We start from the raw sequence: 26,772 nt of genomic DNA, 5'->3' as shown, positions 1-26,772 counted from the left end.
CGGCGGGTTTTATAGGTCAAAGCCATATCGGGCAGTTAGTCCGCAAACGGGTCTGTGACAAGGATCGTATCTTCACGCTCGGGTGAGGTCGACACGAGCGCCACAGGACAATCGATCAATTCCTCGATATGGCGCACATATTTGATCGCATTTGCAGGCAGATCATTCCATGTGCGCGCGCCCTCGGTGCTTTCGGACCACCCCGGCATTTCCTCATAAATCGGCACGCAACGTTCCTGTTCTTCGGCCGCGGTCGGGAGATAGTCCAAACGCTCCCCGTCGAGGTCATAGCCCACGCAAATTTTCAGCGTCTCGAACCCGTCAAGCACGTCCAGTTTGGTCAAACAGATGCCGTTCATGCCCGACGTCGCACAGGTCTGACGCAACAAGGCCGCATCGAACCAACCGCAGCGGCGCTTGCGCCCTGTAGTGGTGCCAAACTCGTGGCCGCGTTCGCCAAGGCGTTGACCATCCGCATCATGCAATTCGGTCGGAAACGGTCCCTCGCCCACACGGGTGGTATAGGCTTTAACGATCCCAAGGACGTAATCGATGGCCCCCGGACCGATGCCGACACCTGTGGCCGCTTGGCCCGCTATCACATTGGATGACGTCACAAACGGGTATGTCCCAAAATCAATATCGAGCAATGCACCCTGTGCGCCCTCAAACAAGATGCGTTTGCCGGCTTTGCGTTTCTCGTTCATCACCTTCCAGACGGGACCGGAATACGGGAGAATCTTTGGTGCGATCTCTTTGAGCGCCGCGATCAAGGCGTCACGATCAACTGGCTCGAACCCTAGGCCCTTACGCAATGGATCGTGGTGTTGCAACGCGCGGTCAACACGCGCAATCAACGTGGCCTCATCAGCCAGATCTGCCACACGAATGGCACGGCGACCCACTTTATCCTCGTAACACGGGCCAATGCCGCGCCCTGTTGTGCCAATTTTTGTGCCTTTGGACGCGGCTTCCTCGCGGGCGCGGTCCAATTCACCGTGGATTGGCAAAATAAGCGGGGTGTTTTCGGCAACCATCAGCGTTTCAGGCGAAATCTCGACGCCTTGAGCGCGGATCGTTTCGATCTCGCTCAACAAATGCCACGGATCCAGAACAACACCGTTGCCAATCACGGACAACTTGCCACCGCGCACCACGCCCGAAGGCAGCGCATGTAGCTTGTAGACCTTGCCGTCGATGACGAGCGTGTGGCCTGCATTATGGCCACCTTGGAAGCGTGCGATCACATCCGCGCGCTCCGAGAGCCAGTCCACGATCTTGCCTTTACCTTCGTCACCCCATTGGGCGCCGACAACGACGACGTTAGCCATGATGAATCCTTTGATTGGATTGAAACCCGCGCCCGTATAGCGCCGCGCGGGCGGTGAGGGAACCGCAAAACGTGTGAAACCTCTCACAACGCCACATTGTATATAGGAACACCACGCACGAGCGGCGCGCAATTTGTGCCCGATCCGTTTGCACGGGGTTGCGTATAGGGCAATCTCATCTTAAGTACCCGCAACGAACCAATCGAAAGCAGATCCATGGAAAACGTTGTTCTCGTCGTCCACCTCATCTTATCGCTTTGCCTTATTGGCATTGTGCTCATTCAGCGGTCTGAAGGCGGCGGTCTTGGCATGGGCGGCGGCGCAGGTGATGCGATGTCGGCACGCGGTGCGGCAACGGCCCTCACGCGACTGACATGGATTTTTGCGGTTGGGTTCATCATTACTTCCATCACTCTTACGGTTCTGGCGCGGCGCGAGGCCAATGTGTCCTCGGTCGTGGACAACATGTCCGCCACCGAAACGGTAGATGATACCGTATCGAGCCCTGTGTTGCCATCCGGCGAAAGCCTGTTGCCACCCTCGGCCACAGACGCGCCTATCGCACCACCAAGCGTCGAATAACCCCAAAACATGGGCGTTGCGGGATTAATTTCCGCAACATGTAGCGGTTTGGTTGCGCGGGACGACCGAATCTGATAGCTCTCAAATCCCGTGATACACGCGAAATATTTTCGCGTGTTTTACTCTTTTTTGGACACTCACGGGAGCCCCTCATCACATGGCACGATACGTTTTCATCACCGGCGGTGTTGTATCTTCTTTGGGCAAAGGTCTTGCCTCTGCGGCTCTTGGCGCCCTTCTTCAGGCGCGCGGATTTTCCGTAAGGTTGCGCAAGCTCGACCCCTACCTCAACGTCGATCCAGGCACGATGAGCCCGTTTGAGCACGGCGAAGTGTTCGTCACGGATGATGGTGCGGAAACCGATCTCGATCTTGGCCACTACGAGCGGTTCACGGGCGTGGCCGCGCGCAACACCGACTCGATCTCGTCGGGGCGCGTTTACACCAATGTTCTCGAAAAAGAGCGCCGTGGTGATTATCTTGGAAAAACCATTCAGGTGATCCCTCACGTGACCAACGAAATCAAAGATTTCTTGCATGTTGGCAATGACGAAGTTGATTTCATGCTCTGTGAAATCGGTGGCACGGTTGGCGACATCGAGGGCTTGCCCTTCTTTGAGGCAATCCGACAGTTCGCCCAAGACAAACCACGCGGCGATTGTATTTTCATGCACCTCACGCTCCTGCCCTACATCACCGCATCGGGCGAGTTGAAAACCAAACCGACACAGCACTCGGTCAAAGAACTGCGCACCATCGGCCTTCAGCCAAACGTATTGGTGTGTCGCTCCGAGCATCCGATCCCTGAGAAAGAGCGCGAAAAAATTGCGCTATTTTGTAACGTGCGCAAAGAGGACGTGATTGCAGCCCCTGATCTCAAATCGATCTATGAGGCTCCATTGGCCTATCACCGTGAGGGCCTTGATCAAGCAGTGCTTGACGCTTTCGGCATCTCACCCGCGCCCAAGCCGGACCTCACCGTTTGGCACGATGTAGCCGACCGTGTTTTCAACCCCGAAGGCGAAGTCAAAGTTGCCATTGTGGGCAAATACGTGCAACTCGAAGATGCCTATAAATCTATCGCCGAGGCGTTGACGCACGGCGGCATGGCCAACCGTGTCAAAGTCAAAATTGAATGGGTCGACGCGGAAATCTTTGAAAAAGAAGACCCTGCTCCCCACCTCGAAGGGTTCCACGCGATCCTGGTCCCTGGTGGCTTTGGCGAGCGCGGCACCGAGGGCAAAATCAAGGCCGCGAAATTCGCGCGCGAACGCAAAGTCCCCTACCTCGGTATCTGTTTGGGCATGCAATTGGCCGTCATCGAGGCCGCACGCAACCTCGCGGGCATCGAAACCGCAGGCTCCGAGGAGTTCGACCACGAGGCAGGCGGCAAACGGTTTGAACCCGTGGTCTACCACCTCAAGGAATGGATCCAAGGCAATGCAACCGTGCGCCGCAACGCAGGCGACGACAAAGGGGGCACCATGCGCCTTGGGGCCTATAGCGCAACCCTCAAAGAAGGGTCCAAAGTCGCTGCGGCTTATGGCACCACCGAGATCGAAGAACGCCACCGTCACCGCTATGAAGTTGACACAAAGTACCGTGAAAAACTCGAAAGCTGTGGCATGATTTTCTCTGGCATGTCCCCTGATGGACGCCTGCCCGAGATTGTCGAAGCGGTCGATCACCCGTGGTACATCGGCGTGCAATTCCACCCCGAATTAAAATCCAAACCGTTCGCGCCCGCGCCTTTGTTCAAGGATTTCATCCGCGCCGCAAAAGACAATTCACGCTTGGTCTAAGCCATCACAGCGTGCGATTTAAACGGGCTCCTACGGGGGCCCGTTTTCGTGTGCGGGGTCTAGCTTAGCAATTGGGGATGTTTACGGCCAACCCGCCTAGGCTGGTCTCTTTGTATTTGTCGCTCATATCGCGCCCCGTCTGCCACAGGGTTGCAATTGCGCTATCGAGCGGAACAAGATGCGATCCATCGCCGTGCAGCGCCAATGACGCGGCTGCGACCGCCTTAATCGCGCCTAAACCATTGCGCTCAATACATGGCACTTGGACCAAGCCCGCAACCGGATCGCAGGTCATGCCAAGGTGATGTTCCAACGCAATCTCGGCGGCATTTTCAACCTGCGCAGGCGTGCCGCCCAAAACCGCACACATGCCCGCCGCCGCCATTGCTGAGGCGGATCCCACCTCGGCCTGGCATCCGCATTCCGCTCCCGAGATTGACGCATTGTGTTTGATCAATCCGCCGATGGCCGCCGCCGTCAAAAGGAAATCGGGTAACTGCGCCGGATCGGCTTGTGGGACATGATCGAGCCAGTAGCGGATGCACGCAGGGATCACACCCGCCGCACCATTGGTGGGCGCGGTGACCACTTGGCCCCCCGCTGCGTTCTCCTCGTTCACCGCCATTGCGTAGGCCGAAATCCAGTCGTTGACGATATGGGGCGGCGCAAGATTGCTGTGTTGCAGCTCTTGTAAATTAACATAGATACCCCGCGCACGGCGTTTCACCGCAAGACCCCCGGGTAGAATTCCATCGCCCGCAAGCCCCCGCTCCAGACAGGCATTCATCGTGGACCAAATCTGAGCGATTCCGCGATCAAGATCGGCCGCACTCATCCGCGACACCTCGTTTGCGCGCTTCATCTGGGCGATGCTCAATCCCGCCGATTGCGCCATGTCCAACATCTCAAGGCTCGATTGAAATGGATAGGGCACATCGGACCGCGCGCTCGCATCTTGGCTTTGTGCCTGCTCAAACTCGTCAGCAGTCAACACAAAACCACCGCCAATAGAATAGTAGGTCTCGCACAACAACAGGACGCCAGAGACGCCTACCGCCCTAATTTCCATAGCATTCGCATGACCGTGGGACGGCGTGTCATAGTCAAAAATCAAATCAATCGAAGGGTCGAATGCAATGCCAGTATCGGGCAAAACGTGATCCGTACAAATCGCATCAAAGACCATATTGGCGCGGACCGGATCAAATGTTTGCGGGCTAAATCCAGCCAGCCCAAGAATACAGGCCCGATCGGTCGCGTGTCCTTTTCCCGTAAATGCAAGTGATCCAAGCAATCGTACCTGAACTCGGACAGGCGTGATGTTTTGATCAGCCAATGCGGCCATAAACCGTGCTGCGGCCACCATTGGCCCCATCGTATGCGACGATGACGGGCCGATGCCCACCTTGAACATTTCAAAGACACTCAAGAACATCGCGACCTCCCATTGCCATGTAGACCAACGCGACGTCCGTCACCCTGTCAGTTATTGATCGTCAGCTTTTGGAAAGAATTCAAGCGCTTCTGCTAAATCCCGCGCCATGTCGCTACGTTCACTCATCAAGCCGTGATAGGTGCCCGCACGATCCTGCTCAGATTTGGCTTGGTTCACTTTCCACTTTCCTTCCATGTGTGACACGTCAAATCGTATGCCGACAATGCCGCGCTTGAGGGCGGCAATGTAGGCCACAGGTGCATCAGACATCGCCCACGGATTGGCGCGCCCCGCCTCATGGCGATCCGACAAGGCGCTCAGATGCGCGTGCAACCAGTCGCCGTCCTGAATGGCCTCGAATGTGCCATGGGCATGCGCCACGATGTAACCCCACGTTGGGACAACCTTTGCATGAACCTGTTTTGACGGATAGTAGCTTGGCGATATATACGCGTGCGGCCCTTGAAACATCACCACCGATTGACCTGCACCCGCGAGAGTCCAATGGGCATTCGGGCGTGCGATATGGCTTTCGAGATAGGTTTTTGTGCCCTCTTCACGCACCATCCACGGAACATGCGAAATCTCGATGCCGCCCTCATGCGGCGTCACAAGCGCGCCGAACGAAATTTCGTGCATCGCCGCGCGCAGGACAGTTGGATCGTCTATGCCAGTTTGGTCAGGTCGGTACATGGTCTGCCTCGCGCGGTTTTCTTTCGCCTAACACGCTCGTGCCACCGCGCAAACCATCATTCGCGTCATTCACCGCGTTTGGGCGGCTCGACGCCAGATACAGGCCTTTCATCATCTACAGTGATCATAATTATCAAAAAAAAGCGCACCACATTCGCGCGCGACCCGCTATAGCCTCCCGTTATGGATATGACCCTTTTCTTTGCCCTTTTGACATTTGCATTTGTGGCCTCTGGCACGCCCGGACCAAACAACCTGATGCTCTTGGCCTCGGGCGCCAATTTCGGGTTTCGGCGGACTTTACCGCATATGCTCGGCATCTCTCTTGGCCACTCATTCATGGTGTTTGTAATCGGTCTGGGTCTAGCACAGTTGTTTGAGGCAGTTCCGGTTTTGCGTCAGATACTGGTTGTCGTCTCACTCGCTTACATGCTGTGGCTCGCGTGGAAAATCGCGAATGCCGCCCCACCCAAAGAGGGCGCAGCCGGCGGTAAACCGTTCACATTTTGGCAAGCGGTCGCATTCCAATGGGTCAATCCAAAAGCATGGATTATGGCGATTGGGGCGCAAACCAACTATGCACAAGGCGAGGGATGGACGGCGGCGGCCGTTGTGGGGCTTGGGTTTCTCATGGTGAACTTTCCCGCCATTACAGTCTGGGCATGGATGGGCACCGAGGTGCGGCGCTTGCTTACCAACTCGCGGCGCTTGCGCATCTTTAACTGGACTATGGCCACCCTTCTTGTGGCGTCGCTCTTACCCATTTTGGCGCACTAACGGCACCCCATCACAGTTGCGTGCACCCGTTTCCTTTTCCCAAATCGCGGTTTATATGAAGTCTATGTTTGCAGATTTTATAAAAAACCTCCTCCAACCGAACCCGCCGCGCCTATCGAACCTGGATTCGCGTCTTGCACTTGGCGCGCTTTTGGTGCGCGTGGCGCGCGCGGATGGGCACTATGATCCTGCCGAGGTCACAAAAATCGAGACGGTGCTGTCGGACCGCTACTCCTTAAGCCAGTCCGATGCGACCGAGCTGCGCATACGCGCCGAACACCTCGAAGAGGAAGCCCCTGACACAGTGCGCTTTACCCGCGCGATCAAGGACGCCGTGCCCTACGAGGATCGCGAAAGCGTCATAGAAAGCCTATGGTCCGTTGTGTTAGCCGATGGAGCGCGCGATCACGACGAAGATACGCTTTTGCGTTTGGTTGCCAATCTACTTGGCGTCAATGATCGCGATAGTGCCTTGGCCCGCCAACGCGTTGAAGCAAAGGCAAAATAGCCGCCACATCCGAGGCAGCTTGCGAATCTGTGGGTGAGCGCCTTTAGACGTTGACGTTCAAAAGTCGGCCCCGACACTGCATTTGGATGAACATTCGCGCAGATTGACGCATAAATCCTCGCCATTTCGGATAGTTAACGTTGCGACGCAGGGTCAATTCGATGATGTTTGTTGCATCTGCTTAAGAATTCGCCCTAACTCGTTCGAATGTTGACCACTGACTCAAAAACAAATCCGCCCATGGATACGCCCGTGATCGAAATTCGGGAGCTTCACAAGGCGTATGGCGCCCTTGAAGTGCTCAAAGGAGTCTCGATGACCGCGCCGCGCGGCCATGTGCTTTCGCTTATTGGCTCCTCGGGGTCAGGAAAATCGACGCTTTTGCGCTGTGCCAACTTGTTGGAAGACAGCCAACAGGGCGAAATCTTGTTCGAGGGCGAGCCGATTACGTGGAAGGGAACAGGCCTGCACCGCCGGCCCGCTGACCGTAAACAGGTGATGCGGATTCGCACCAACCTGTCGATGGTCTTTCAACAGTTCAATTTATGGGCGCATATGACGATCCTTGAGAACGTCATGGAAGCGCCTGTAACGGTTTTGGGGCGGCCCAAAAAAGACGTCGAAGAGGCCGCACGCGCCTATCTGGACAAGGTCGGCATTGGTGACAAATGCGATGTCTACCCTGCGCAAATGTCGGGCGGCCAACAACAGCGCGCCGCCATTGCACGGGCTTTGTGCATGGAACCCAAGGCCTTGTTATTCGACGAGCCGACATCCGCGCTCGACCCCGAACTGGAACAAGAGGTGGTGAAAGTGATCAAAGCGTTGGCCGAAGAAGGCCGGACCATGATCATCGTCACCCACGATATGCGAATGGCGAACGACGTGTCAGATCACGTGGTTTTCCTCCATCAAGGCCGTGTTGAAGAAGAAGGCGCACCCGCCGACCTCTTTGGCGCGCCTAAAACGGAACGGCTACAACAGTTTCTAAGTGCAACTGTTTCAGCCTAAAAAGACCAACCTGGGAGTATTAAAATGAACAAACTCATCCTTTCCGCTGCGGCTTTGGCTCTCATGGCCGGTGCTGCGACTGCCGACACCGTGCGCATGGGCACCGAGGGCGCCTACCCTCCCTACAACTTCATTGATGACAACGGCGAAGTTGCAGGCTTTGAGCGCGAAGTGGGCGACGAGCTATGTGCACGCGCCGAACTCACCTGTGAGTGGGTCACAAACGAGTGGGACACAATCATTCCAAACCTCGTATCGGGCAACTACGACACTATCATTGCGGGCATGTCGATCACCGACGAGCGCGACGAAGTGATTGATTTCACACAAAACTACTACCCACCTACCGCATCTGCCTACGCCACACTGACCGAAGGCGCAGACATGATGGGCGGCGTGATCGCGGCACAGACATCCACAATCCAAGCGGGTTACGTAGCTGAAACCGGCGCAACGCTTGTTGAATTCGCAACCCTCGACGACACCATTGCTGCTGTGAAAAACGGCGAAGTGGACGGCGTGTTCGCAGACAAAGACGCCTTGGTGCCTTTCGTTGAAGAGCAAGGCTTCATGTTCGCAGGCGACGACGTGCCACTGGGCGGCGGTATCGGCCTTGGCGTGCGCGAAAGCGACACTGAGTTGAAAGACAAATTCAACGCAGCTATCGACTCCATGAAAGCGGACGGTTCGTTGAACGCCCTTCTCGTCAAGTACTTTGGCGCCGAAACAGCGCAGTACTAAGATCCAAGAGGGCGGGGCCAGTTTTGCGCTGGCCCCTTCTCAACCTTTTATATGTTTGAATATTGCACAGATCCTTCCGCCATTGACGGCCTGAACTGGCTCGCCTGTTATCTGACAACGGGCAAGCATATGCTGTTCTATAAGTCGTTTTTTGTCGTGCTATCGCTGCTTGCGATTACGGCGCCTGCGGCGTTGGCATTGGGATTTGCGGGTGCAATGGCATCGCGCGCGCGCCTTGCCCCGATCCGTTGGATTGGTGCGCTTTATACTTCGATGGTGCGTGGTGTTCCCGATATTATTTTCTTTTTGTTTGTCCCCTTTGCAATGGACCAAGGGTTCGAGTGGCTGCGCCATAAGGTAAAGTGCCCCGACTGGTCCGAACCGATCCGCCAAGGCAATGACTTTATCGTCTGCTCGGCGGCCAAATTACCGCTCAATTCAGCGCCGCAATCGGTGCATGAGCTCTATGGCTTCACCCTCGCGGTTCTGGCATTTGCCATTGTGTTTGGTGCATTCGCGGCCAACGTCATGGCCGGCGCGATGAAGGCCGTCCCACACGCACAGATCGAGACCGCAGAAAGCTACGGCATGTCGCACCGCCAATCGTTTTGGCGCATTCTGGTGCCACAAATGTGGATTTTCGCCCTGCCAGGCCTGAGCAATCTTTGGATGATTTTGATCAAAGCCACACCGCTTCTATTCCTACTCGGCGTCGAAGATATCGTATATTGGGCGCGCGAATTGGGCGGAACAAAAACGTCTCAATACACCTACCCACACCCCGATTGGCGGCTCTGGTATTTCCTCGCGTTGTTGGTGTTCTATCTATGCTTTACGCGGGTCTCTGAGATCGTGCTTGGCCGCATCACCCGAAAACTCTCACACGGACAAGCTACCGTGGCGGGCGAAGAGATGAGGAAAGCGACATGAGCATGACATGCGCTGAAACCATATCCGCCTACGCGCTGCGCTCCATCGGGATTGGCGAGCGGCTGTTGCCGAAATCCGATATCACCTTGTGCGACCAGATCACGCTGATCGGGTCGGGTATGATTTGGAACATCTATTTTGGTCTCGTGGCCTTGATGCTCGGGTTTGTGTTCGCAACGGCGTTGGCCATGGCGAAAGCAAGTTCAAACAAATGGCTGCGCAAACCCGCCGAATGGTTCATCTTTTTGTTTCGCGGCTCACCCTTGTTCATTCAATTCTTTTTGGCCTACGAATTGTTTGTGGCTCTCCCCAAAGCAGGGATCGACATCTTTGGCATAACGATTGAGACAGGGAACCTGACCCGTGCGTGGGCGGGTGCATTGGTCGTCTTGTTCTTGAACACATCCGCGTATTCCGCTGAAATCTTTTATGGCGCGCTGCGCTCGGTCCCCAAGGGCGATATCGAGGCCGCGGACGCCTACGGCATGGTGGGATGGACGCGCTTTCGCCGTATAACATGGCCTACGATGCTGCGTCTTGCGTGGCCGGCCTATACCAATGAGGCGATATTTTTGTTCCACGCCACCGCGCTTGTCTTTTTCTCGGGCTTTCCCGCATGGCAGCAAAAGGGCGATGCGCTTTACTATGCGTCCTACTTTGCGGAAAAGACGTTCAACCCCTTTGTGCCTTATCCTATTGTGGCAGGGTTCTTTGTGGTTCTGACGCTCATCGTGATCATGGTCTTTGGTCTGATCGGGCGGCATCTGAATCGCCATCTCCCCTCCTCTGCGCAGCGTCCAAAACGCGCGCGGATGATGTTGATCCGTTAAAGGCACATCCATGAAGCTAGGCATTTTGCTATGTGGTGATCCGCCCCTGTCCGTCATGGAGCAACACGGCGATTTCTCCGCTCTGTTTTCGTCGCTTTTCACTCCCTACGGGTTTGAAATTCAGACGTGGCGTGTGGTGGACATGGTGTTTCCGGACGATATCACGGACGCAGATGCGTGGCTTGTCACAGGCTCCAAACATGGCGCCTACGAAGATCATCCCTTTATTGCGCCGCTGGAGACATTCATTCGCGATTGCTTTGCCGCACAACGCCGCATGACGGGGATTTGTTTTGGCCATCAGATTATCGCCCAAGCGATGGGTGGGCGCGTCGAAAAATATGACGGCGGTTGGGGCATTGGCCGTACGTCCTATGCGCTCGACGGTTTGGGTGATGTGCATTTAAACGCTTGGCATCAAGATCAGGTAACGACACTGCCACCATCCGCTGAAGTTGTCGGAACATCACATAACTGTGCCAATGCCGCCCTCTTGTACGACGATACGATTTATACCGTGCAGCCTCATCCCGAGCTGTCACACGCCACAATCCAAAGCTACCTCAATGCCGATTGGCCAAACGGCGTGTATCCGGACGGTGTATTTGCCGCCGCCCACCAATCGCTAACCTTGCCCAATGACGAAGCCGCGCTGACGGCACAGATTGCAGCCTTTTTGACATCAGGCCGGTCCGCAGTCATACGCGACACCTAGAACACCCGCCCCCACGCGGGCCCCTCATGTAACGGATTTGCGATATTTCGCTTGCCCGTTCAAGAATGCGTGGATTTTCGCGCCGCAGGTGTTTACAGGTATTCCGAAAGCAGAATTTAAAAATGGTGAAAGTTATGGCCAGCGCTCCAAACGTTTACGATGCAGAACCAATCCCCGAAGAGGCCCGCGCCGAAGTCGAGCGCTTGCTCACCAGCGGTGATTTGTTTCGTTATACCGCCGCCAAAGATGCCCCCGTCACCTTGTTGGAACAAGAGTTCGCGCAGATGTTGGGTGCAAAATATGCGCTCGCCGTTGCCTCATGTTCCGCCGCCTTGTTTCTCTCGCTCAAGGCTTTGGACTTGCCACGCGGAGCGAAGGTCTTAACTCCTGCGTTTACCTTTGCCGCGGTGCCCTCCTCCATCGTTCATGCCGATTGCACGCCTGTGCTTGTCGAATGCGGGGATAACTACCGGATCGATCTGGATGATTTTCATGCGAAAATGGTCGATGCAGACGCTGTTCTTATCTCGCACATGCGCGGCCACACCTCGGATATGGACGCAATCAAAGCGGCCTGTGACGCCAAAGGCATTCCATTGATTGAGGACGCCGCACATTCGCTTGGCACTGTTTGGGATGGTAAAAACGTTGGCACTATTGGCCAGATCGGATGTTTCTCGTTTCAATCCTACAAACTGCTGAACGCAGGCGAAGGCGGCATTATGATCACCGATGACGAGGACATTTATGCCCGCGCCGTGATCATGTCAGGGGCCTATGAACACAACTGGCAAAAACATAACACAGAGCGGAATAATGCCCTGCAAGAGGCGTTTGACCGCTGGCAAAACAAACTGCCCCTCTACAATACGCGCCTGTCCAATATGTCCGCGACCATTGTGCGCGCCCAACTCAAAGAGGTGCCGCGCCGTGTCGCTGATGGCCGCGCCAACCACGATTATGTCGCCGCACGCCTTGAGACGTGTCCCTATCTCACAGTGCCGGCGAAACTGGACAAAGAGGTCCGTGCACCCGACAGCCTGCAATTCAATCTCGTTGATTTTGACCGTGACATGGCGATTGCGTTTCAAGCCGCGGCCAAGGAAAATGGCGTATCGGTTCAGGTCTTTGGCCTGTCCACAGACAACGCCCGCGCGTTTTGGAACTGGCAGTTTTTGGGAGAGGCTCCCGCCCTCCCCAAGACCCGTGAAATGTTGTCGAAAGCCTGTGATACGCGCCTGCCTGCGCGCCTCGAAACGGCCGATCTCGACTATATCGCCGATGCCCTGATAGAGGCGGCAACACGTGCGAAATCGGCAAAGATCGCGGCTGAATAAGCGGCTAGAACGCGACACTGATCTACAAACGCCGCTTCGCATGGAGCGGCGTTTTACGTTGTGATCAGCTCGATTTGGCCCGCCAACCACGGCCATGCGTCAACCGCAGGGGCCACAACGCGGTCACGGATTAACGGACGCAAACGCGTTGCAATGTCATCCGCCATATCCGGCATTCCATCGGTATGGGCAAAGAGTGACAATGTGCGGGCCAATGGTGCCATCGGCAGTGGATGCACGTCAATTTCGGCCGCATACCGCCCCGCGTGCTGTGCGCCCAAGACGCTTAGGATCGTCCACCCCGTCCCGCTGGCTACCATCGCCAGCATCGCGCGGTAGCTGTCCAATTCAAACCGGCGTGGAGTGCGCACACCCTGCTCGGCGAGATGCGCCGATAATGTGCGCCCCATCGCATGACGGCTTGTGTATGCAATATATGGCAGGTTGCAGAGCGTGTCGGGGTCTGGTGTACGCCCTTTGGGCACGACGATGATAAACGGATCGCGCAACAGCGCACGCACATCCATCCATGCAGCCGGCGCGCCAAGCTCGGCCGCAACAACGATATCGAGAGCACGGTGTTCCAACTTATCAAGCAGACGGTGCGAGGGCCCCGTTTCCAATTCAAACCGCGTTTGCGACAATCGATCCGCCATATCCGCAATCAGGGTCGGCGTCACCGATGCCTCGAAATCCTCAACCATACCAAGGCGCAATTGACCCAATTGGGTCAGGTCCAAACTGGCTATCTCTGATCGCGCGCGCGCCGCTTCAGAGCGGATCACCAACGCCCGTTGTCGCAAAATGCGCCCCGCAGGCGTGAGCGTCATCGGACGGCTGGACCGGTTCAGCAATTCCGCGCCAAGTGCGGTTTCAAGATTGGTAATCTGCTGGGAAATGGCAGAGGGCGATGCCCCGAGACGACGTGCAGCGGCAGACACCGATCCCTCTTCGGCGGCGGCGAGAAAAACCTCCACCCCCCAAAGGGTCAAACGCGTGACCGTATCGCTCATGGTTCGCCCTCATGTTGTGCCGCGCAAATCGCTATTGATCCGCGCGGCCACGCTTTACTTCAGTTTCGACAGCTTATCTTGAAGCTCTGCAAGCTGCTTTTTAATGGTGTCGAGATCATCGCCATCGCTACGGCTGCGTTCCGGCTCAGGCTCTTTGGCGGGTGTTGCCCAACTTGTCCCGAGACTGCCAAGTCCGCCTGTCATCGCCTTCATAAAGGCTTCTTGCTGCGCTTGAACGGCACCCAGACCCGGAATGGATCCGCCTAATCCTTGCATCATCTTCTCTTGCCCATCACGGAACATCTCAAAGCTTTGAGCCAAGAACTGCGGCACGGCCGATGTCACATCGGTGGTGTAGCTACGCACCAAATCGTTGAGCACATTGAGTGGCAGCACATTTTCTCCACGGCTTTCATGTTCTGCAATGATTTGAAGTAGATATTGACGCGTCAAGTCATCGCCGGATTTCAAATCAACGATTTGAACCTCGCGGCCACCACGTATGAACTCCGAAATATCGCCAAGCGTGACATAGTCAGAGGTCTCGGTGTTGTAGAGGCGGCGCGATGCGTACCGCTTGATTAGCAAAGGCTCTTTTATATCGGCCATTGGGTTCCCCTCCCTTATTGCGTTGCAGAAAACGCTAAGGGATGGGTTTCGCAAATGCAAAAGAAAACGGGCCCCGCCAAAAAGGAGGAGCCCGTCTCGCGATCCGCGTTTCTCAGGGAGGAGGGAGAAAGCAGATGAAGTTTATGCGATTATTTCGCTGTCGCTTTTTTCGTAGCAGCAGTCACTTCGTCCGTAGCTTTTTTAGCGGCGGATGTCAGTTCGTCCGTTGCTTTTTTAGCAGCGGCGGTCATGTCTTCGCCCATGTCTTTGCCAGCGGCAAGCAACAGGTCAACAGTTTCCATCTGAACTTTTTTGGCGATCTCAGCGAAAGCAGCCATGTTTTCAGTGGCAAGCTCGGCCTGAGCAGATGCAAACGCGGTCATTGCGCTTGTGTAATCTGTTGGCTCGTCTTTAGCGGATGTAAAAGCTGCAACTTTCGCAAGTGTTTCTTTTGTCCACTTGGACGAAATCTCTGTAGATTTCTCAGCCGCTTCAACAGCGACTTTGGACATTTTCTCACCAAGCGATGCTTGGGTTTTGAATGTCTCTTGCATAGCGGACATATCTACCGGAAATGCGCCCATCATGTCTTTCATCATCTTTGTCATGTCATCAGTCTTGGCCATTGGTATAACTCCTTACTGGCTATCTTGAGCATGCGTCCTGAGAAGTCTGGGCGCTGCCAATTTCTGCATCTGCGAACAATATGCATGCCGCAATGCAGAAAATCAAGCCTTAATGCTGCGATGCAGCAAAAGTGAGCCAAAGCAATACCTTATCATACCTTTAAGATGACTTAACGTAAGTTCCGGGTGCGGGAGCGAGAATGTCATGACCCGAATCACCCTCATTGCGCGCGGGGATTTGCGCGCCGGAGCGACCAGACAACCACGCCTCCCAACGCGGCCACCAACTTCCGCTCGTAAAGGTCGCCGTGCCCTTCCACTCTTGGGGGGCTAACGACAGATCGTCATTGGTATAGTGTCCGTACTTCTTTTTCGACGGCGGATTGACGATGCCTGCGATGTGGCCCGACTCCGACAAGATAAAGGTCTTGTCCGTGGACCCCATCTTGCGAATGCCATTGTACGATGCATCCCACGCCGCAATATGATCGGTTTCACAGCCGATCGCACACAAAGGCACGCAGACTTCGGACAATTTGACGGTCTCCCCGCAAATCTCAAAACCTTTGGTGGCCAACTCATCGCGTTGACACAGCCCGCGCAAATACTGCACCGCCATGCGGCCGGGCAAATTCGTACTGTCACTGTTCCAATAGAGCAGATCAAAGGCGGGCGGTGCTTCGCCCAGCATGTAGGAGCGGATCGCAGGTTGGTAGATGAGATCGTTCGAACGCAGATAGGAGAATGTCCGTGACATGTAGAGCGACTTCATCAAACCTGACGTTTTGACCTCTTCCTCGATCCCGTCGATGAAATCGTCATCCAGAAACACGCCAACCTCGCCTTGATCCGAAAAATCCGTGAGTGTGGTGAAAAAGGTTGCACAGTTTACTGACGTATCGCCGCGCTTTTGCATCAACCCGAGCACAATGGAGAGCGTCGTTCCTGCGATACAATAGCCAACAACGTTGATCTTATCTTGCGCGGTGATGTCCTTGACCTGTTCAATCGCGGTGAAATAGCCCTGTTCAATATAGTCTTCGAGACCCACATCGGCGTAGCTTTCATCGGGATTAACCCATGAGACAACAAAAACGGTATATCCCTGATCCACGACCCATTTGATCAAAGAGTTTTTTTCTTTGAGATCAAGAATGTAAAATTTGTTGATCCAAGGTGGAAAGATCAAAAGCGGTGTGGTGTGAACTGTTTCTGTCGACGGCGCGTATTGGATCAGCTCGAACATACGATTGCGAAACACCACCGAGCCTTTGCTCGTTCCGATGTTCCTGCCCACCTCGAACGCGGTTTTGTCCGCGAGATTTACAACCATCTCACCGTCATGGTCCTCAAGGTCGCGCACAAGGTTCTCTAACCCCATCACGAGGCTCTCGCCATCGGTCGCCACGGCGCGCTCCAAGGCGTCGGGGTTGGTTGCCAAAAAGTTGGTCGGCGCCATCATATCAACGATCTGACGGGTAAAATACTCGATCCGCTTGCGTTCGCGATCGTCCAGCGCACCCATATCAACAACAGCCGCCTCAACGGCCTGAGCATTTGTCATGTATTGCTGTTTGAGAAAGTTGAAATAGGGATTCGTGTCCCAAAGCGGGTTGGAAAAGCGGCGATCTTTAGGGCTATCATCTGGCGGCGGGGTCATATCCCCCTTCGTCAATCGCTGTTGAGCCTCGACATAATGTTTAAGCGTTTTGCCCCAATAGCCGATTTGATGTTCGACGATCTTGGCCGGATTATTGACCATTTCGGACATATAGGCGCTCGCCGCCTTCATATAGAGCTCTTGGCTTGGTCCTTGCAACGCTGCGGGGATCGGCTTTTTACGGGCAAGCGCCGCTGACAACCTCTGCGACAGCCCCTCAATTCGTTCGATATTTTCATTGAGCTTATCGAGTTCGGGACGTTCGTCACCACCTGTTACGGTGCCATCATGAGCCATATTGCCTCCTCCCCGATCATTTTGCACTTGCAGCATTAACATTTACTGTAAGAGTATGGTAACATGATAGCGACACAGTTTGACTCTGGAAAGCTATTGCACGCACAAATATTACGCGCGCACCGACCTCAGCAGGAGACCACCATGCGATTTATGGCAAGTTACGATTGGATGGAAACGGTTCGCAATACGAACCAATGGCTTGGCGCGTCCGCGCGGGCCCTTGGATCCTACCCTGCGTTCGCGCTCGTTCCGAACCCAGGATTGCAATGGTTGTCCGCATGGGGCGAAGTCACTGAGCGCTCGTTTGCGCGCATGGTCACAAAACCGGACTGGAATATCCAATCCGTTGTCGGCGAAGATGGGCGAGACCACCTTGTTGAAGTGGTCACAGAAGTTTCCAAGCCGTTCGGTGACCTGATCCGATTCAAAATTCAAAGCCGCAAGGAACTGCCGCGCAAGGTCTTGATCGTTGCTCCGATGTCAGGCCACTACGCCACCTTGCTGCGCTCCACCGTTGTCTCGCTTCTACCCGACTGCGAGGTCTATATCACCGACTGGCACAATGCCCGCGACATTCCTGTCTCCGAGGGCAAATTCGACGTAGAGGATTACACCCTCTACCTCGTCGAGTTCATGAAACATATGGGCCCGCAGACACACGTGATCGCAGTCTGCCAACCTGCGCCCCTCACGCTTGCCGCAACGGCTTATCTGGCCGAAGATGAACCCGCGGCGCAACCGCGCTCGCTCACACTCATCGGTGGTCCGATTGACCCCGATGCGACCCCGACCGATGTCACGGATTTCGGCAACCGCGTCACTATGGGGCAACTCGAAGAGAGTATGATTCAGCGCGTTGGCTTTAAATACAAAGGGGCCGGACGAAAGGTCTACCCGGGATTGTTGCAGCTCTCGTCCTTTATCGGCATGAACAGCGAAAAGCACAGCCAAGCCTTCACTGACCAAATCAGCCGCGTGGCCAAAGGCGAAGCCTCGGAACACGACAAGCATAACAAATTCTACGATGAATACCTTGCCGTGATGGACATGACCGCAGAATTCTATCTGTCAACGGTCGAGCGTATTTTCAAAGGCTTGGAAATCGCCAAAAACGAGTTCGTTGTGGCAGGCCGCAAAGTAGATATCGGCGCGATCACCGATGTTGCTGTGAAAACCGTCGAAGGATCCGAGGACGATATTTCCGCACCTGGTCAATGTGTTGCGGCACTAGCGCTTTGTACGGGCCTCCCCGACACCATGAAGGCATCGCACCTTGAGCAAGGCGCAGGCCACTATGGTATTTTTGCGGGCCGCAGTTGGCGCACAAATATCCGACCCTTGGTTCTGGATTTCATCGATCAGAACTCTGGGCCGCGCGTGGTTGCGGGCAAAGACGCGAAGAAGAAAGCGGGTTAGGCCAAAGGCCTTTCAATCCAAAACACGCGGCGTCCTTGAAAAAGGGCGCCGTTTTGGTTTGCCACCATCACGTCAAAACCAAAGGCGCATCGATTTGCATCCAGCTGCGCAAGATTCGCGTGACGGTTTGCGGTGCCTCCAGCATCGGCAAATGCCCCGCCGCATCAATAATCTCCAACTGTGCACGCGGCATAAGTTGGGCGATAAAATCCTGTCTACGCGGCGGACAAATGGTATCGTGCTGACCACCAATCACCAACGCGGGCAAACGTGCGCGGCGCAGAATGTTTTGTTGATCAGGGCGGCGCTGCATGATGCGGGATTGATGGAGATAGCCCTCAACACCCGCCTCAAGCGCCATATCGATCCAATAGTCACGGATGGCATTGCGGTGCGGACCACTGGCCAAGGCACCAATTGGCAACTCGTCAAACAACACCTCGCCCAACCGGCCGGAACGCGCGCGCACCATGCGTGGCTCGCGCGCAGCCGCTGCATTCGGTGGCTCGGATTGAGCATTGGCACAGATGAGAGCAATACGCTCCACACGGTCAGGCGCGCGGCGCAGCACTTCGGCGGCCACAGACGCGCCCAAATCATGCCCCGCAATGGCAAAGCGTGGCGGCGCATGGGCCAAAACATGATCGGCCATCTCGGTTACACTCGCACCAACCAATGGGGCGACCATGACCGCATACTCCCGACTGAGGTCCGACACCTGATCCGCAAAAACACGCCCATCTGCTAAAAACCCCGGAAGAAACACCACCGCGTTGGACATTTACCCCACCACTCTCTCATATCTGTCTGCGTCCATGATCATGGCCTCGCCCTACGCATCGTCGCCGTGGGACATGTGCCCTAGGACATCAAAAATCGCGGCTTCGACCATTTTAAGGCACTCGATTGTCGAAAACGAATGATCGGCCCCTTTGGCAAAGGTAAGCCGCACATCCGCGCCGTCGATGTGATCCATCAACCGCAGAGCTGTCTCGCGTGTTACCGACCCGTCATTGGTCCCTTGGAGAAGTCGCACAGGGAACGGAAGGGACAGGCGGTCGCGCAAAACAAGATTGCTGCGCCCGTCCTCAATCAGACGTTTGGATATGGGATAATCGCTATCATAACCGGACGGTAGATATACTACGCCGTCTCGCTCCAAAGCGGTACGTTGATCGGCGTCGAACCCCGCCCAAAACCCGTCTTGGGTAAAATCGGGCGCGGCGGCAATCCCCACAAAGCCCGCGATCTGTTCTGCAATACGCTTGGCCAAAATGAGTGAAATCCATCCGCCCATTGATGAGCCGACAAGTACTTGAGGCCCAAGTGTGAGCGCCTCAATGGCGGCCAATGCATCCTCGGCCCAATCGCCGATACAACCGTCCTCAAACCGGCCATCGCTCTCGCCATGTCCTGAATAATCGAAGCGCAAAAACGGCCGCCCTTGCGCGCGGGCCCACTGCTCAAGAGCCACAGCCTTGGTGCCCGCCATATCCGACATAAAGCCACCAAGAAACACAACCCCGACGCCTTCACCCTCGACGTGGTTGTAGGCGAGTCTACGCCCTGTCGGGGCATCGAGGAAATCGGTCATAGTCAGGCTCCATTTTGATCTCCCTTGACAGGTAGCGCGCCTCAGCGCTCTTTGCAAACGCACCACACGCAACATCACCAATAAAGCCGCATGTGTCGGCGGCGATACGTATGAGAGGGCAGAATTCGCATGAAATGCGGGCAATGCGGGCGCAACACCCCCTCTTTCGCATTGACTTTGCGCCTCCGCCTAAAGCACATAGGGCGCGAAAATATAACCCGCAACCGGGCGTTCAGTGGGCGCCAAACTGACGAGGAGTGCCACATATGGCCCAAGTCTCTCTCACCTTTCCTGATGGCAATTCACGCGCGTTTGACGCGGGCGTCACCGCCGCACAAGTTGCCGACAGCATCTCAACCTCGCTTGGCAAAAAAGCAATCTCTGCGACCGTGAACGGTGCGCATTGGGATTTGGCATGGCCGATTGAAGCCGATGCACAGATCGCAATCCACACCATGCAAGATGACGACCAAGCCAACGAGTTGATCCGTCATGATCTCGCCCACATCATGGCCCGCGCCGTCCAAGAGTTGTGGCCGGATGTCAAAGTGACTATCGGCCCAGTGATCAAAGACGGTTGGTACTATGATTTCGACCGAAAAGAACCATTCACCCCCGAGGATCTCGGCGCGATCGAGGCGAAGATGAAAGAGATCATCAACGCCCGCGATGCGGTCCGCACCGAGGTGTGGAGCCGCGCCGATGCGATTGCGCATTACGAAAAACGTGGCGAGCACTACAAGGTCGAACTGGTTGGGATGATCCCCGATGATGGACAGCCGATCCGCATGTATTGGCACGGCGAGTGGCAGGATTTGTGTCGCGGTCCGCACCTGCAACACACGGGCCAAGTGCCCGCCAACGGGTTCAAATTGATGTCTGTTGCCGGCGCATACTGGCGCGGGAATTCCGACAATGCGATGCTACAACGCATTTACGGTGTCGGGTTCAAAGACCCCAAGGCGCTCAAAGCGCACCTGACAATGTTGGAGGAAGCCGCCAAACGCGATCACCGTAAGTTGGGCCGCGAAATGAACCTCTTTCACATGCAAGAAGAGGCCCCCGGACAGATTTTCTGGCACCCGAACGGCTGGCGTATCTACACATTGCTGCAAGACTACATGCGCCGCCAACAAGAGCGCGATGGCTATGTCGAGGTGAACACACCCCAAGTTGTGAACCGTAAACTGTGGGAAGCCTCGGGACACTGGGAAAACTACCAAGACAACATGTTCATCGTCGAAGTCGACGAAGACCACGCACGCGAAAAGACTGTGAACGCGCTCAAGCCGATGAACTGTCCATGTCACGTTCAGGTGTTCAATCAGGGGCTAAAATCCTATCGCGATTTGCCGCTGCGCATGGCCGAATTTGGATCATGCAACCGCTATGAGCCATCTGGCGCACTACACGGAATCATGCGTGTACGCGGGTTCACCCAAGATGACGCCCATATTTTCTGTACCGATGATCAGGTCGAGGAAGAGACTAAGAAATTTGTCACCTTCTTGGCGAAAATCTATGCCGATCTGGGATTTGACCAGTGGAAGGTAAAACTGTCCACCCGCCCTGAAAAGCGCGTTGGCACCGAAGAGAGCTGGGACAAGGCGGAAACCGATTTGGCCAACGGGATCAAAGCGGCTGGATACGAGTTTGAAGTTCAAGAGGGCGAAGGCGCGTTCTATGGCCCCAAACTCGAATTCGTGCTCACCGATGCGATCGGGCGCGATTGGCAATGTGGGACACTTCAGATCGACCCCAACCTTCCCGAACGCCTTGACGCGAGCTACGTAGGTGGGGACGGCGACAAACACCGCCCCGTAATGCTGCACCGTGCCGTGCTTGGCTCGTTCGAGCGCTTCATCGGTATCTTGATCGAAAGCCATGCGGGCAAGTTACCGTTCTGGCTTGCCCCGCGTCAGGTGGTGGTCGCCTCGATCATTTCGGATGGGGACGATTATGTCCACGAAGTCGTCGCGGCATTGAAGGCGCAAGGCGTGCGCGCCGAGGCCGATACACGCAACGAAAAGATCAACTACAAGGTGCGCGAACACTCGCTTGGTAAAGTTCCGGTCATTTTAGCTGTGGGCGCCCGCGAAGTTGAGGAAAGAACTGTTTCAGTTCGCCGCCTCGGAGAGAAGCAAACCTCGGTTGTCGCCCTCGACAAAATCGTGAGCACATTGAAACAAGAGGCACTCGCGCCCGACTTGAAATAAAGCCACAAATTACTGATAATAAACACATAAAGCGCCCTCAATCGAGAGGGCGCTTTACATTTCAGCCCCCTAAACTCACGTTTGCGTTTGTTACACTCCCTAACAGACGCGTAAGGACACGCCCTCGTGAGTGGTCTGTGATCGCTCTCATCTGACACGTTTGGGACACCGCCACGATGGCGCTAACAAACGTATGAGTTTTGGGAGACACACAATGAAACACACAAAAACACTCGCTCTGGCCGTTGCCGCAGCTGCCGCATTGTCCGCACACGCCACCACCGCATCCGCTCAAGCACAAGAAAAATGCTTTGGTGTCGCGATGGCCGGTCAAAATGACTGTGCGGCGGGTCCGGGCACATCCTGCGCTGGAACATCCAAAGTAGACTACCAAGGCAACGCATGGTCACTCGTCCCCGAAGGCACCTGTGAGAGCATTACAATTGCGGCGATGGGCGATCAGCCAGAGCGCATGGGCTCTCTCGAAGCCCTTGAGCGCGACTTGCCAATGTAATCGCACATCGGGGCGGCGCGCACATCGGGCCGCCCCATCCACAACATAGGAGAGCCCCATGTTGGACGCCGCACAAACCACCACAACATCTCTGCCCGCAGCAACCGGTGTTGGCTACAAACCCCAGCATTTTTCAAATATTTTGGCGGGGGCAGATCCTGTCAAATGGCTCGAAATTCACGCCGAAAACTACATGGGCGCAGGTGGGCGACCCATTGCGCAACTGCGCGCGTTATCCGAACGATTTCCCCTATCCGTCCACGGTGTTGGCCTGTCGATTGGCGGCGAAGGCCGCCTTGACCCCGATCACCTCGCCCGCCTTAAACACCTCATCGACTGGTTGAACCCCGCGTCCTTTTCCGAACATCTAGCGTGGTCGACGCACAATATCGACGGTGCGGGCGGATATTTCAACGACCTACTGCCACTGCCCTACACCGATGCCACGTTGACGCGTATTTGCGCGCATGTCAGCGAAGTCCAAGAGACAATCGGACGCACGATGTTGCTCGAAAACCCGTCTTCCTATCTGGTCTTTAACGAAAGCACATGGGACGAAGTGGCGTTTTTGCGCGAAGTGGCACGGCGCACGGGATGCGGGCTTTTGCTCGATGTGAACAACGTCTTTGTATCTGCGACCAACCTAAATCTCGACCCCCGCGCCTATATCGATGCGTTCGATCACGCGGCTGTGGGAGAAATCCATCTAGGCGGGCATGACGAGGATGAGGACGACCACGGCGCGCCGCTATTGATTGACAGTCACGGACGCGAGATCGCCGATCCGGTTTGGGCGCTTTACGCGCATACCATCGCGGTGGGCGGGCCGAAACCAACTCTGATCGAATGGGACAACGATGTGCCAGCGTGGGACGTCCTTGCACGGGAGGCCGTGCGCGCCGCTACCCTACTAGAAGGTGTGCACGCATGAGCCAAGCCGCCTTTATCACCGCAACACTCGACCCTGCGGCCCCCGTGCCCCGAGGCATCTCGGACGGGCAAGGGCGCGCGACCACAAAGCGGTTCAACGTCTATCGCAACAACGTTGTGGTTGGATTGAAAGACGCTCTCGGCGCCGGATTTCCTGCTGTCAAATCACTGGTCGGCGACGCGTTTTTTGACGCAATGGCGGGCGCGTTTGTGCGCGCTCACCCGCCAAAATCACCCGTTATGCCACTCTACGGCGCAGAATTTTCGGCATTTATCGCGGCCTTTTCCCCCGCCGCATCTCTTCCCTATCTGGCGGATGTTGCGCGCCTAGAATGGGCGATGCGGTGTGCGTACCACGCGGCCGATGCCCCCGCGATTGCCCCAAATCGCCTCACCGATCCTGCGGCCTTTGCCGCGCGCGTCACCCTCGCGCCCGCAGTCCACATCGTGTGTTCGCCCTACCCTATTTTGGAGATCCATGGTGCCGCGTTTGGTGGGCCAAGCCCCACAGGAGCCGCGCAAGACATCCTGATCACACGGCCAGAGTTTGACCCTGTGCTACAGGCATTTCCAAAAGGCACATCTGCAATCCTAACCGCGTTAAACACGGGGACGCCCCTAGGCGAAGCCTTGGAGGGGGCGCCGCACACTCTCGATCTTACTGTCTTTATCGGCGCGCTCATGTCGGGCGGGGCCATCATTCACTTGGAGGACATTGCGTGACTGATTTTTTTGACCGCATCACTCGGACATCTACCCACGTGTTGCCCGTTTTCGCCCGCATCGTATTTGCCGCCGTTCTCTTGCGCTATTTTTGGGGGTCAGCCCTCACCAAACTCGACGGTATATTCACACCATCCCTTGGGGCCTACGCGCAGATTTTCCCACGTCAGATGGAAGCGGCGGGATATGATGCCAGCCAACTGGGTGCATTCCATTGGCTCGTTGTTATGGGCGGCACCTACGCCGAGTTCATTTTACCGGCGTTGATCGTCATCGGCTTGTTCACACGGATCGCTGCCCTCGGCATGATCGGCTTTACCGTTGTTCAATCGCTGACCGACATCATTGGTCACGACGCGGACCCCACAACTATCGGTGCGTGGTTCGACCGCGCCTCGGATGCACTCATCCTTGATCAGCGCGCTTTCTGGGTCTTTTTGTTCGCAACATTGGTCGGCATGGGCGCGGGATCGCTCTCCCTCGACGCCCTCTTAAACTCACGCCTCAAACAGTCGGACTACACATCCGACAAAGCCGCCTGAACATCCTTACCCCACCCCAGATAAAGCGTGCCATTACGATCAATCACGGGTCGCTTCATCACGGTTGGATGGGCTGACAACAAGTCAAGCGGTGCCAGCGCGCGCTCCTCGTCGGACAAGCCGCGCCATGTGGTCGAGCGCGTATTGAGCAACGCATCTCCAAACGCCTCATGAAACTGTGCCAGCTGCGCCATGGACAACGGCGCGGTGCGAATATCATGCAGCTCAACATCGAGGGCCTTTACCGCTTTGCGGCAGGTGTCACAGGTCTTAATTCCGTAAACGGTTATCATATTCATGTCGCCTTTCGTCGTGAGTTCATTCATTTTGCTCATTTTTCGGAGAGAATACACCCAGAAAACACCGCCAAATACGGTTGTAATCAGGGGCCACTCGGCCCAAGTTGCATCCTGATTGATTTACCAAAACGCCCAAAAGGACATCCCATGCCCCGACTCTTATGCTTTGGTGATAGCAACACGTATGGGACGCAACCTGTGCCTGCGTTTGACGCCAATTTGCCGCGCATCGAACACCGGTGGCCTGTTGTGTGCGCCCAAACGTTGGATTGGGATTTGACCGAAGAGGGCTTGCCGGGGCGGACCACTGCGCGACCCTGTCCCGTCATGGGGCCGCATATGGATGGGCGCATCGGCCTGTTCATCGCCCTCGAAAGCCATGGTCCGATTGACGCACTTGCTATCATGCTAGGGACCAATGACTTTAAGGCGCACTTCGACGCGAGCGCCGATGAAATCGCGTCTGATGTCGGCTTTTTACTTGATGTTGCGTTGTCGGAAGATGTGCAGGAGCGTCATGGCGGGTTCGAGCCGTTTTTGATTGCCCCCCCTGCGCCGTTCGAGGCAGGGATCCTGGCTGATGAGTTTGCCGGAGCGACACAAAAAGCCCGCAATATCGCCGCGCTCTATGCAGCCGAAGCCGAAAAACGCGATGTGGGTTTTTTCGATGCAGGATCGGTTATTCGCTGTTCTGATGTGGACGGCATCCATTTTGACGCCGCCGCACATGATGTTTTAGGGCGCGCTATTGCGGATTTCATCCAATCTGAAATCCAGCGCGCAATCGCTTAGCCGTGCACAGCGCGCGCAATGACAACACCTGCAACAGCCGCCAGACCTGTCACGAACGCGCCCCAAGCCACGTCCATCACAACCAACTGCGCGGACCAACGATCCAACACGGCGTAAGACGTGAATTCAAATGTCCCGTATGCCAACGCACCAAGTAAGGCACCCTTGGCCGCGATCGCGACCAACGACCCACCTGCCAACGCGGGCAAGGACACAAAAATCAAAACACCCGCAATGTAGAAGAGGTAAAACAGTGCAGCAGGCACAACGCGGAAGTCATCGAGCAACCAATCTCCGATGGTCCGCTCGAACACAGGGCGCATGACATTTTTCAAAAACACGGCATCTACGCCAAGAAAAACCACAGCCGTCGATAGATATAGCGTTAGAATTTGTAACACGCGAATCTCCTTTTATTAGAGTACGCGTGCCAAACCCGTTTGGATCAACGCTGTGGCGAATAAAGGCGCAGTGGCAAATGAATTAGCTGCCGCCCATAGAGTTGGGAGATTTTCCCATGGGGATGCGTTCGGGCGTGTATGCGGGTGATTTGGGATCTGTAGACTGCGCGTAGGTGCGCACGGGTGCGTGCCGACGGACCACTGGAGCCTCGGAATATCCCGTTGCGTTAGGCTCGCCACAACACACAATCCCGTTGTAGCGGATCGGCTGAAGGCCCGCAGGGCAATAGTTCCCTACGTGCTGCTCATAGGCAAACTGCGTCACACCATGCTGTGCAGGCTGGTAATCAGCGGCAAAAACCGGGGTGGCAATAATAGCCAACGCCGCGAGGGCATATGCAGATTTAGCCATGATGAAAAACTCCTGAACGTATCAAAAACTATAG

The 26,772-nt window shown here is 55.6% G+C and carries 29 protein-coding genes; 17 read left to right on the top strand and 12 right to left on the bottom strand.

What is annotated here, in order from left to right:
- Window positions 1–35 precede the first annotated feature (35 nt).
- A complete protein-coding gene (locus ACTG34_RS06605) occupies window positions 36–1,331 on the bottom strand; it encodes an adenylosuccinate synthase (RefSeq protein WP_439104181.1) in 1,296 nt (431 codons plus the stop codon).
- 216 nt (window positions 1,332–1,547) lie between these two features.
- On the opposite strand from ACTG34_RS06605, the gene secG reads away from it, so the two are divergent.
- Both secG and ACTG34_RS06595 read left to right on the top strand, forming a co-directional pair.
- On the top strand, window positions 1,548–1,913 hold the full coding sequence (secG, locus tag ACTG34_RS06600; protein ID WP_439104180.1) for a preprotein translocase subunit SecG: 366 nt from the start codon (window positions 1,548–1,550) through the stop codon (window positions 1,911–1,913).
- Between the two features lie 157 nt (window positions 1,914–2,070).
- Window positions 2,071–3,714: a CTP synthase gene (locus ACTG34_RS06595; protein WP_439104179.1), complete on the top strand. Its 1,644-nt coding sequence runs from the start codon at window positions 2,071–2,073 to the stop codon at window positions 3,712–3,714.
- 64 nt (window positions 3,715–3,778) lie between these two features.
- Here ACTG34_RS06595 and ACTG34_RS06590 read toward each other — a convergent pair whose 3' ends face one another.
- Both ACTG34_RS06590 and ACTG34_RS06585 read right to left on the bottom strand, forming a co-directional pair.
- On the bottom strand, window positions 3,779–5,149 hold the full coding sequence (locus ACTG34_RS06590) for an L-serine ammonia-lyase (RefSeq protein ID WP_439104178.1): 1,371 nt from the start codon (window positions 5,147–5,149) through the stop codon (window positions 3,779–3,781).
- A gap of 51 nt (window positions 5,150–5,200) precedes the next feature.
- Complete coding sequence (locus tag ACTG34_RS06585) at window positions 5,201–5,842, bottom strand: FMN-binding negative transcriptional regulator (RefSeq protein WP_439104177.1); 642 nt, start codon at window positions 5,840–5,842, stop codon at window positions 5,201–5,203.
- A 183-nt stretch (window positions 5,843–6,025) separates the two neighbouring features.
- Between ACTG34_RS06585 and ACTG34_RS06580 the strand changes: the two genes are divergently transcribed.
- The 8 genes from ACTG34_RS06580 (at window position 6,026) to ACTG34_RS06545 (ending at window position 12,691) form a co-directional block, all read left to right on the top strand.
- Complete coding sequence (locus ACTG34_RS06580) at window positions 6,026–6,619, top strand: LysE family translocator (protein ID WP_439104176.1); 594 nt, start codon at window positions 6,026–6,028, stop codon at window positions 6,617–6,619.
- A 64-nt stretch (window positions 6,620–6,683) separates the two neighbouring features.
- On the top strand, window positions 6,684–7,127 hold the full coding sequence (locus tag ACTG34_RS06575; RefSeq protein ID WP_439104184.1) for a TerB family tellurite resistance protein: 444 nt from the start codon (window positions 6,684–6,686) through the stop codon (window positions 7,125–7,127).
- Between the two features lie 207 nt (window positions 7,128–7,334).
- The gene (locus tag ACTG34_RS06570) at window positions 7,335–8,138 is read left to right on the top strand and encodes an ABC transporter ATP-binding protein (protein ID WP_439104175.1); all 804 of its coding nucleotides are present in this window, start codon (window positions 7,335–7,337) and stop codon (window positions 8,136–8,138) included.
- Between the two features lie 24 nt (window positions 8,139–8,162).
- The gene (locus ACTG34_RS06565) at window positions 8,163–8,879 is read left to right on the top strand and encodes a transporter substrate-binding domain-containing protein (protein WP_439104174.1); all 717 of its coding nucleotides are present in this window, start codon (window positions 8,163–8,165) and stop codon (window positions 8,877–8,879) included.
- A gap of 51 nt (window positions 8,880–8,930) precedes the next feature.
- Window positions 8,931–9,809, top strand: coding sequence for an ABC transporter permease (locus ACTG34_RS06560; protein ID WP_439104173.1), 879 nt, complete (start codon window positions 8,931–8,933; stop codon window positions 9,807–9,809).
- Between the two features lie 2 nt (window positions 9,810–9,811).
- The gene (locus ACTG34_RS06555; protein WP_439104183.1) at window positions 9,812–10,639 is read left to right on the top strand and encodes an ABC transporter permease; all 828 of its coding nucleotides are present in this window, start codon (window positions 9,812–9,814) and stop codon (window positions 10,637–10,639) included.
- Between the two features lie 10 nt (window positions 10,640–10,649).
- Complete coding sequence (locus tag ACTG34_RS06550) at window positions 10,650–11,354, top strand: type 1 glutamine amidotransferase (protein ID WP_439104172.1); 705 nt, start codon at window positions 10,650–10,652, stop codon at window positions 11,352–11,354.
- A gap of 134 nt (window positions 11,355–11,488) precedes the next feature.
- Window positions 11,489–12,691 carry a DegT/DnrJ/EryC1/StrS family aminotransferase gene (locus tag ACTG34_RS06545; RefSeq protein ID WP_439104171.1) on the top strand — a complete coding sequence of 401 codons (1,203 nt, stop codon included), beginning with the start codon at window positions 11,489–11,491 and terminating at the stop codon, window positions 12,689–12,691.
- A gap of 53 nt (window positions 12,692–12,744) precedes the next feature.
- Here ACTG34_RS06545 and ACTG34_RS06540 read toward each other — a convergent pair whose 3' ends face one another.
- From ACTG34_RS06540 to phaC, 4 genes are all read right to left on the bottom strand, one after another.
- Window positions 12,745–13,704 (bottom strand): LysR family transcriptional regulator, encoded by a 960-nt coding sequence (locus tag ACTG34_RS06540; protein WP_439104170.1) that lies wholly within the window; start codon window positions 13,702–13,704, stop codon window positions 12,745–12,747.
- 54 nt (window positions 13,705–13,758) lie between these two features.
- Window positions 13,759–14,313 (bottom strand): polyhydroxyalkanoate synthesis repressor PhaR, encoded by a 555-nt coding sequence (gene phaR, locus ACTG34_RS06535; protein WP_439104169.1) that lies wholly within the window; start codon window positions 14,311–14,313, stop codon window positions 13,759–13,761.
- A 149-nt stretch (window positions 14,314–14,462) separates the two neighbouring features.
- Complete coding sequence (locus ACTG34_RS06530; protein WP_439104168.1) at window positions 14,463–14,939, bottom strand: phasin family protein; 477 nt, start codon at window positions 14,937–14,939, stop codon at window positions 14,463–14,465.
- A gap of 160 nt (window positions 14,940–15,099) precedes the next feature.
- Window positions 15,100–16,896: a class I poly(R)-hydroxyalkanoic acid synthase gene (gene phaC, locus ACTG34_RS06525; RefSeq protein ID WP_439104167.1), complete on the bottom strand. Its 1,797-nt coding sequence runs from the start codon at window positions 16,894–16,896 to the stop codon at window positions 15,100–15,102.
- 144 nt (window positions 16,897–17,040) lie between these two features.
- Between phaC and phaZ the strand changes: the two genes are divergently transcribed.
- Window positions 17,041–18,315 carry a polyhydroxyalkanoate depolymerase gene (gene phaZ, locus ACTG34_RS06520; protein ID WP_439104166.1) on the top strand — a complete coding sequence of 425 codons (1,275 nt, stop codon included), beginning with the start codon at window positions 17,041–17,043 and terminating at the stop codon, window positions 18,313–18,315.
- A gap of 67 nt (window positions 18,316–18,382) precedes the next feature.
- Here the strand turns inward: phaZ and ACTG34_RS06515 are convergent, their stop codons facing one another.
- A complete protein-coding gene (locus ACTG34_RS06515; protein WP_062219472.1) occupies window positions 18,383–19,096 on the bottom strand; it encodes an alpha/beta fold hydrolase in 714 nt (237 codons plus the stop codon).
- 51 nt (window positions 19,097–19,147) lie between these two features.
- Window positions 19,148–19,909, bottom strand: a complete 762-nt coding sequence (locus tag ACTG34_RS06510) for an alpha/beta fold hydrolase (RefSeq protein WP_439104165.1) — start codon at window positions 19,907–19,909, stop codon at window positions 19,148–19,150.
- A gap of 266 nt (window positions 19,910–20,175) precedes the next feature.
- Between ACTG34_RS06510 and thrS the strand changes: the two genes are divergently transcribed.
- The 5 genes from thrS to ACTG34_RS06485 all read left to right on the top strand — a co-directional run bounded on the left by thrS (window position 20,176) and on the right by ACTG34_RS06485 (window position 24,834).
- A complete protein-coding gene (gene thrS, locus ACTG34_RS06505; RefSeq protein WP_439104164.1) occupies window positions 20,176–22,125 on the top strand; it encodes a threonine--tRNA ligase in 1,950 nt (649 codons plus the stop codon).
- Window positions 22,126–22,339: 214 nt separating this feature from the next.
- A complete protein-coding gene (locus tag ACTG34_RS06500; RefSeq protein ID WP_439104163.1) occupies window positions 22,340–22,639 on the top strand; it encodes a BufA1 family periplasmic bufferin-type metallophore in 300 nt (99 codons plus the stop codon).
- A gap of 58 nt (window positions 22,640–22,697) precedes the next feature.
- Window positions 22,698–23,570: an MNIO family bufferin maturase gene (gene bufB, locus ACTG34_RS06495; protein WP_439104162.1), complete on the top strand. Its 873-nt coding sequence runs from the start codon at window positions 22,698–22,700 to the stop codon at window positions 23,568–23,570.
- On the top strand, window positions 23,567–24,292 hold the full coding sequence (locus ACTG34_RS06490; RefSeq protein WP_439104161.1) for an HvfC/BufC N-terminal domain-containing protein: 726 nt from the start codon (window positions 23,567–23,569) through the stop codon (window positions 24,290–24,292). Before bufB ends, ACTG34_RS06490 begins: the two co-directional genes overlap by 4 nt.
- Entirely contained in the window at window positions 24,289–24,834 is a 546-nt protein-coding gene (locus tag ACTG34_RS06485) for a DoxX family protein (RefSeq protein ID WP_439104160.1), read from the top strand. Before ACTG34_RS06490 ends, ACTG34_RS06485 begins: the two co-directional genes overlap by 4 nt.
- Here the strand turns inward: ACTG34_RS06485 and ACTG34_RS06480 are convergent.
- Window positions 24,810–25,124, bottom strand: a complete 315-nt coding sequence (locus tag ACTG34_RS06480; protein WP_439104182.1) for an arsenate reductase family protein — start codon at window positions 25,122–25,124, stop codon at window positions 24,810–24,812. The two genes, ACTG34_RS06485 and ACTG34_RS06480, sit on opposite strands and share 25 nt — an antisense overlap.
- Window positions 25,125–25,280: 156 nt before the next feature.
- On the opposite strand from ACTG34_RS06480, the gene ACTG34_RS06475 reads away from it, so the two are divergent.
- Window positions 25,281–25,925 carry a GDSL-type esterase/lipase family protein gene (locus tag ACTG34_RS06475; protein ID WP_439104159.1) on the top strand — a complete coding sequence of 215 codons (645 nt, stop codon included), beginning with the start codon at window positions 25,281–25,283 and terminating at the stop codon, window positions 25,923–25,925.
- On the opposite strand, the gene ACTG34_RS06470 is transcribed toward ACTG34_RS06475, so the two are convergent.
- Window positions 25,922–26,326, bottom strand: coding sequence for a DUF2177 family protein (locus ACTG34_RS06470; protein ID WP_439104158.1), 405 nt, complete (start codon window positions 26,324–26,326; stop codon window positions 25,922–25,924). The genes ACTG34_RS06475 and ACTG34_RS06470 overlap by 4 nt on opposite strands.
- Before the next feature lie 82 nt (window positions 26,327–26,408).
- The gene (locus tag ACTG34_RS06465) at window positions 26,409–26,738 is read right to left on the bottom strand and encodes a hypothetical protein (protein WP_439104157.1); all 330 of its coding nucleotides are present in this window, start codon (window positions 26,736–26,738) and stop codon (window positions 26,409–26,411) included.
- Window positions 26,739–26,772: the final 34 nt, after the last annotated feature.

This window comes from Celeribacter marinus, from assembly GCF_965656515.1.
In the GTDB taxonomy this organism is placed as follows: domain Bacteria; phylum Pseudomonadota; class Alphaproteobacteria; order Rhodobacterales; family Rhodobacteraceae; genus Celeribacter; species Celeribacter marinus_D.
The sequence above is the reverse complement of the archived record's forward strand: the minus strand, read 5'-3'. Positions and strand labels throughout refer to the sequence as shown.